General features: G+C 73.8%; 8 protein-coding genes. 3 read left to right on the top strand and 5 right to left on the bottom strand.

Going from position 1 to position 6,560, the window contains the following annotated elements:
* Positions 1 to 15: 15 nt before the first annotated feature.
* From VIM19_16455 to mraZ, 5 genes are all read right to left on the bottom strand, one after another.
* Positions 16 to 1,914, bottom strand: coding sequence for a penicillin-binding protein 2 (locus VIM19_16455; protein ID HEY5186446.1), 1,899 nt, complete (start codon positions 1,912 to 1,914; stop codon positions 16 to 18).
* Positions 1,911 to 2,297, bottom strand: coding sequence for a hypothetical protein (locus VIM19_16460; protein ID HEY5186447.1), 387 nt, complete (start codon positions 2,295 to 2,297; stop codon positions 1,911 to 1,913). Before VIM19_16460 ends, VIM19_16455 begins: the two co-directional genes overlap by 4 nt.
* A complete protein-coding gene (rsmH, locus tag VIM19_16465; protein ID HEY5186448.1) occupies positions 2,294 to 3,241 on the bottom strand; it encodes a 16S rRNA (cytosine(1402)-N(4))-methyltransferase RsmH in 948 nt (315 codons plus the stop codon). The genes VIM19_16460 and rsmH overlap by 4 nt, the downstream gene beginning before the upstream one ends.
* A gap of 25 nt (positions 3,242 to 3,266) precedes the next feature.
* On the bottom strand, positions 3,267 to 3,458 hold the full coding sequence (locus VIM19_16470) for a hypothetical protein (GenBank protein ID HEY5186449.1): 192 nt from the start codon (positions 3,456 to 3,458) through the stop codon (positions 3,267 to 3,269).
* Between the two features lie 171 nt (positions 3,459 to 3,629).
* Positions 3,630 to 4,061, bottom strand: a complete 432-nt coding sequence (gene mraZ, locus VIM19_16475; GenBank protein HEY5186450.1) for a division/cell wall cluster transcriptional repressor MraZ — start codon at positions 4,059 to 4,061, stop codon at positions 3,630 to 3,632.
* Between the two features lie 305 nt (positions 4,062 to 4,366).
* Between mraZ and VIM19_16480 the strand changes: the two genes are divergently transcribed.
* The 3 genes from VIM19_16480 to VIM19_16490 all read left to right on the top strand — a co-directional run.
* Entirely contained in the window at positions 4,367 to 5,068 is a 702-nt protein-coding gene (locus VIM19_16480; protein HEY5186451.1) for an ATP-binding cassette domain-containing protein, read from the top strand.
* Positions 5,065 to 5,832: an iron export ABC transporter permease subunit FetB gene (fetB, locus tag VIM19_16485; GenBank protein ID HEY5186452.1), complete on the top strand. Its 768-nt coding sequence runs from the start codon at positions 5,065 to 5,067 to the stop codon at positions 5,830 to 5,832. The genes VIM19_16480 and fetB overlap by 4 nt, the downstream gene beginning before the upstream one ends.
* Before the next feature lie 50 nt (positions 5,833 to 5,882).
* Positions 5,883 to 6,560, top strand: a 678-nt coding sequence (locus tag VIM19_16490; GenBank protein HEY5186453.1) for an AAA family ATPase, incomplete at its 3' end; no start/stop codon positions are given.

The following is a 6,560-nucleotide window of genomic DNA, read 5'->3' on the forward strand; positions in this document are numbered from 1 at the left end:
TCGCGAGGCTACCGGTCAGGGCGCGGTGATCCGCAGACGTGGCGGCGTGGTCCCGGTGGGCGGGATCTGCAGCGTCTGCAGCGCGAACGACATGACGTCCTTGAACACCGGGCCGGCCAGCCGGCCACCGAAATGCCCGTTCTTCGGGTTCTGCAGGGTCACCGCGACGACCAGCCGAGGCGCGTCGGCGGGGGCGAACCCGATGAACGACGCCGTGTAGCCGCGGTAGCAGCCGCAGCTGGAGTCGATCCGGTTCGCCGTCCCCGTCTTGCCGGCCACCCGGTAGCCGGGGATCCGGGCCATCGGAGCGGTGCCCTCGTCGGAGACGACGCTCTCCAGCATCGCGCGCACCTCGGCGGCGGTGGTCGCGCTGACCACCCGGGTCTTGGTGGGTGCGGGAGCCGGGGTGAAGACCCCGTTGGGGCCGGTGCTGCCGGCCACCAGCGAGGGCCGCACCCGCACGCCGTCGTTCGCGATGGTCGCGTACACCGACGCGGCCTGCACCGCGTTCACGGCCAGGCCCTGGCCGAACGCGATGGTCTCGAACTGGGCCGTGGACCACGAGCTGGGCGGGCTGAGCAGCCCGGGGCTCTCCCCGGGGAAGTCCAGGCCGGGGGGGTCGCCGATGCCGAACTTCTTCAGGTACGTGTAGAGCTTGTTCGGGCCGAGGGTCTCGGCCGCCAGCATGGTGCCCATGTTGCTGGAGCGGGCCAGGACGCCGGTGAGGGTGAGCTTCCACTGACCGTGCGGCACGTCGTCGTGGAAGGTGCGCCCGCCGCGGCTGAGCGACGACGGCACGACGATGGTGCTGTTCGGGGTGAGCTTGCCCTCCTGGATCACCGCGGACATGGTCATGATCTTGCTGGTGGAGCCCGGCTCGTAGACGTCGGACAGGGCCCGGTTGCCGCGGTCGGCTGGGGCCGCCGCCCCCGGGTCGGCCGGGTCGAACGACGGTACGGTCGCCAGCGCGAGGATGGCGCCGGTGCGCGGGTCCATGACGACGACCGTGCCGCTGTCGGCCTTGGCGGCCTGCACCTGGGTGGCCAGCGCCTGCTGGGCCTCCCACTGGATGTCCCGGTCGAGGGTCAGCCGCAGGTCCACACCGGGGACCGGGTCGGTCTCCTCACTGGACGCCGAGGGGATCTCCCGACCGCCGGCGCCGGCCTCGAAGATGTGCACCCCGCTCTTGCCGGCCAGCTGCTGCTGCCAGCCCAGCTCGAGGCCGCCGAGCCCGGAGCCGTCCTGCCCCGCGAAGCCGACGACGCTGGCGGCGAGGCCGCCCGACGGGTAGTCCCGACGGCTGGTCTGCTCGCTGAAGATGCCGGGCAGGCCTAGCGCCTTGATCTGGTCCCACACCTTCGGGGTGACCTGACGGGCCACGTAGGCGAACCGCTTGGTCCCGGTCAGCCGGGACTGCAGGGTCCCCGCGTCGATGCCGACGAGCGGGGCCAGCTGGGCCGCTTCGCCGGCCGGGTCGGTGACGAGCGTCTGGTCGGTGGTGACGTCCCACGCCTCGACGCTGGTGGCCAGGACCACGCCGTGCACGTCGGTGATGTCACCGCGGACGGCGGGCAGGTCGACCGTGCGCAGCCGTCCGGCCTCGGCCTCGGCAGCGTACGCGGGGGCCTGGATGGCCTGCAGGTCCACCAGCCGGCCCACGAACAGCGAGCCGACGACGGCGGCCGTCAGCAGCGCGGCGCGCAGCCGGTGGCGGGGGTCGGCCAAGGAGAGCAGCCGGCGCCGCGGCCGGGCCGGTGGCCGCCGGGCGGGTGCCCTGCGGGCGCTCGGCGCGACCGACTGGCGGCGGGTGGAGCGGGCGGTCGAGCGGGTGCCCGGCTGGGTGGTGCGGCCGGTGCGGTCGGTGCTGCCACTGGGCCGCCCCGGCTGCCGCGGCGGCTGGCGGGTGGTGCTCACCGACCGGGCGCCGGGAGGCCGAGCACCTTGCCGGTGCGCAGGTCGAGGAACGCCGGGTTGCCGCTCGGCACCATGCCCAGGGCGGCGGCCTTGGTGGCCAGCGACTGCGGGGACTCCAGCACGGCGACCTCCTGCTGCAGCGCCTGCTCGCGGTCGGTGAGGGTGTTGATCCGCTGGGACAGGTCGTGGGCGACGAAGGACCGCTGGGCCAGCGCGGTGTTCAGCGCGAGCAGGCCGAGCAGCCCGGCCGCGAGCAGCCCGCCCACGAGGATCGCGAACGCTCCCCGAGACGGCGACAGCACCGCCGGCGGGACGGGGCGCAGCCAGCGGGTCGTGGGCGCGGCCAGCGGCGCGCGGGGCACCGCCGCGGTGCTCGTGCTCATGCGACCTCCCGGATCCGTTCGGCGGCCCGCAGCCGCACCGACGCCGCCCGCGGGTTGGCGGCCACCTCCTCGGCGGGCGCCGTCTCGGCCCCCCTGGTCAGCAGCCGCAGCCACGGCCGGTCCTGCTCGGGGACGACGGGCAGGCCGGGCGGCGCCGTCTCCTTCGCCCCCGCGGCCAGCGCCCGCTTGACCAGCCGGTCCTCGAGCGACTGGTAGGACATGACAACGATCCGCCCGCCCAGGGCCAGCGCCCGCAGCGCCGCGGGCAGCGCCGCCTCGAGGGCGGCCAGTTCGCCGTTGACCTCGATCCGCAGCGCCTGGAAGGTCCGCTTGGCCGGGTTGCCACCGGTCCGCCGGGCCGCGGCCGGGATGGCCGAGCGGACCAGGTCGACCAGCGCCCCGGTGGAGCGGAACGGCGTGCTGGCCCGCTCCCGGACGACGCGGTCGGCGATCCGATTGGCGAACCGCTCCTCGCCGTACTCCCGCAGCACCGCGGCCAGCCGGTCGGCCGGGTAGGTGTTGAGGACCTCGGCCGCCGTCAGCCCGGTGGACTGGTCCATGCGCATGTCCAGCGGTGCGTCCTGGGCGTAGGAGAAGCCCCGGTCGCGCTCGTCCAGCTGCAGGCTGGACACGCCGAGGTCGAACAGGACGCCCTGCACCCGGGGCCGGCCGAGCTCGGCCAGCACGTCCGGCAGCGCGTCGTAGACCGCGTGCACCAGGGTGAGCCGGTCGGCGAACGGCGCCAGCCGGTCGCGGGACAGGCCCAGGGCCTGCGGGTCCCGGTCCAGGCCGACCAGCCGCAGCTGAGGGAACCGGCGCAGGATCGCCTCGCTGTGCCCGCCCAGGCCGACGGTGGCGTCGACGAGGACGGCATCGGTCAGGTCCAGCGCGGGGGCCAGCAGCGTGAGGCAGCGCTCCAGGAGCACCGGCTCGTGCCGTGGCACGGGGGTCTGGGCAGACACGGGCGGGCTACAGGCCGAGGACCGTGAGCAGCGCGTGGGCCAGCACGACGACGCCGACGGTGGCCCCGACGGCGAGCAGGAACACGAACGACCCGCTGCGCGGGTCGAGCAGTCCGCTGCTCAGCACGGTGTCGAGCACCGTGGTAGGGGCGGTCTCCGTGCCCCGGTCGGTCGGCCCCGCCGCCACGCCTGTGCTCATGTTCGACCCTTCATCGATGGTGCGGTGGTCATGGACGCGTAGCCAGGTCCCCGCCCGCCCGCGAGGGGGAGGGTGCTGGTCGACGCCTGGCACCGGGGAAGGTGCGCCAGGAAGCGGCCGGGGAAGCATTCGGGCGGGAGGAGACCTCGCCGCGCGTCCTCGTCGTGCGGGTCAGCCCAGACCCGGGATGCCCTCCTCGGACAGCTCGGCGAAGGTCGGTTCACTGGTCTGCAGGTAGGACTCCCAGGCCTGGGCGTCCCAGATCTCCAGCCGGGTGTTGGCGCCGATGACGACGCAGTCCTTGTCCAGGCTCGCGTAGCTGCGCAGCGCGGCCGGGACGGTGATCCGGCCCTGCCGGTCCGGGACCTCGTCGGACGCCCCGGCGAAGAACACCCGGGAGTAGTCCCGGGCCGCCTTGCTGGTGAAGGACGCCTCGGCCATCCGCTGGGTGATGCCGGCGAACTCGGCCCGGGTGAAGACGAACAGGCAGTTGTCCTGACCCTTGGTGACCACGACACCCCCCGCCAGCTCGTCCCGGAACTTCGCCGGCAGGAAGAGCCGGCCCTTGTCGTCCAGGCGGGGTTGGTACGTACCGAGGAACACGGCCGCCACCTCCCCAACCCCACTGGTCCCCTTGGCTCCAGTGCGCGCCACCATACTCCACTTTCCCCCACCGTCAACCCTCCTCGACTCCGATTTCCCCGTGTCGGGGGGCCGTCGGCTGACATCCGTGCAGGTCAGGTCCGGTGGAGCGAAGTGGGGCACCCGTGCGGCTTCGCAGCGCCGCGGCAGGGGTGGCTGCCCGGACCGCACCCGATCCGCCCCCGATCCGCCCCCGATCGGTGCGGGATCGGTGCCGGGAGCGGTCCGGGTGGGGCGGAGTGGAGCAGCCGTGCGAGGCTGCCGCCGTGGAGCCGGCCCCGTTGTTCACCCTCGAGCACGTCGGCCTGGTCGCCGACGGGCGGCCGATCCTCGTCGACGTCACCGACCACCTGCACGAGGGCCGCTGCACGGCCATCGTCGGGCCCAGCGGCTCCGGCAAGAGCACCCTGCTGCGGATGCTCAACCGGCTGGCCGAGCCGACGTCGGGCCGGGTGCTGCTGCGCGACGTGCCGCTGCCCGCGCTGGACCCCACCGACCTGCGCCGCCGGGTGGGGCTGGTGGCGCAGCAACCCACCCTGCTGACCGGCCAGGTGGCCGAGGAACTGCGGGTGGGTGCGCCGGACCTGCCGGACGCCGACGCCGCCGACCTGCTGCGCCGGGTGGCGCTGCCGGAGGACCTGCTCGGCCGGGGCACCGAGGGGCTGTCCGGCGGGGAGCGGCAGCGGCTGTGCCTGGCCAGGGCGCTCGCCGTCCGGCCTGAGGCGCTGCTGCTGGACGAGCCGACGTCCGCGCTGGATGCCACCAGTGCCGACGCGGTGGACGAGGTGATCCGCCGCCTGGTCGGCGGTGGACTGAGCGTCGTCTTGGTCAGCCACGACCTGCAACGGGCCGCCGACGTCGCCGACGACGTGCTCGTGCTGCGCGGCGGGCGGCTCACCGCCCGCGGCGCGGCCGCCGACGTGGATCTTCAGCGCGCGGTCTCCGGCGAGAGTGAGGAGTGGGAATGAGCCCCGAGGTCCCCACTTGGGTAGGCGTGGCCGCGTCGGTCGTTCTCGTGCTGCTGGCCGCGGCGATCACCGGCTGGCAGCGGCTGGGGATCACCCGCGAGATCCTCATCGCCGGCCTGCGGGCCTTCGTCCAGCTGCTCGCCGTCGGCGCCGTGCTGTCCTTCCTGTTCGGCCACGCCGGGCTGCTCGGAGCGCTGGCCTGGCTGGCCGGCATGGTCGTGGTCGCCGGGGTGGAGGCGTCCCGCCGGGCCAAGGGGATGCCGGTGGCGCTGCGCACCGCCACCACCGGCATCGCGGTGGGAGCGGTGACCACGCTGGGGGTGCTGCTGGTGCTCGGGGTGATCGCCTTCCAGCCACGGGTCGTCGTGCCGGTGGGCGGCATGGTGATCTCCACCTGCATGCAGGTGGCCGCGCTGGTGCTGCGCGGGCTGCGCAACGCGGCGGCCGACCTGCGGCCGCAGGTCGAGGCCCGGCTGTCCCTCGGCCTGACCGCGGACCAGGCTCTCGAGGGCTACGCCGGCGAGGCGGTGCGCACCGCGCTGACGCCGGTGATCCTGGCCACCAAGGTGGTCGGCATCATCTCCCTGCCGGGCGCGATGACCGGGCTGATCCTGGCCGGGGTGGACCCGATCACCGCGATCCGCTACCAGATCGTCGTCATGTACATGTTGCTCGCGGCCGGAGCGGTCACCGCCCTGGTCACGGCCCGGCTGGGCGCCCGGTCGCTGTTCGACGACGCCCAGCGGTTGCGTCCGGTGGGCTGAGCCCGCTCAGCGCTCGCCGGACGAGCCGGTTACGGGTTCTAATGGAGGGCATGTCCGTCGTCGGCAGTCAGACTGCCCCCGCAGCCTCCGCTGACCTGGACGCCCTCGTTGGCACCGCCACCCGCATCCGTGCCGCCGTCGAGAGCGTGATTTCCGGCAAGCCCGACGTCGTGCGACTGTCCCTCGTCGTCATTTTGGCCGAGGGCCACCTGCTCATCGAGGACGTCCCCGGCGTCGGAAAGACCATGCTGGCCAAGGCGCTGGCCCGGTCGCTGGACTGCACGGTGCGGCGGATCCAGTTCACCCCCGACCTGCTGCCCAGCGACGTCACGGGGGTGTCGGTGTTCAACCAGAACACCCGGGACTTCGAGTTCAAGCCGGGCGCCGTGTTCGCCAACATCGTGGTGGGTGACGAGATCAACCGGGCGTCGCCCAAGACCCAGTCGGCCATGCTCGAGGCGATGGAGGAGCGCCAGGTCACCGTCGACGGCCACACCTACCGGCTGGCGTCGCCGTTCATGGTGATCGCCACCCAGAACCCGATCGAGATGGAAGGCACCTACCCGCTGCCGGAGGCCCAGCGCGACCGGTTCATGGCCCGGGTGTCCATGGGCTACCCGGACGTCGAGGCCGAGCTCGCCATGCTGGACAGCCACGGCGCCGGGGAGCCGCTGGACGACCTCACCCCGGTGGCCGACGCCGCCGAGCTGAACAAGCTGATCGACGCC

It is taken from the genome of Actinomycetes bacterium, from assembly GCA_036510875.1.
Lineage (GTDB): Bacteria > Actinomycetota > Actinomycetes > Prado026 > Prado026 > DATCDE01.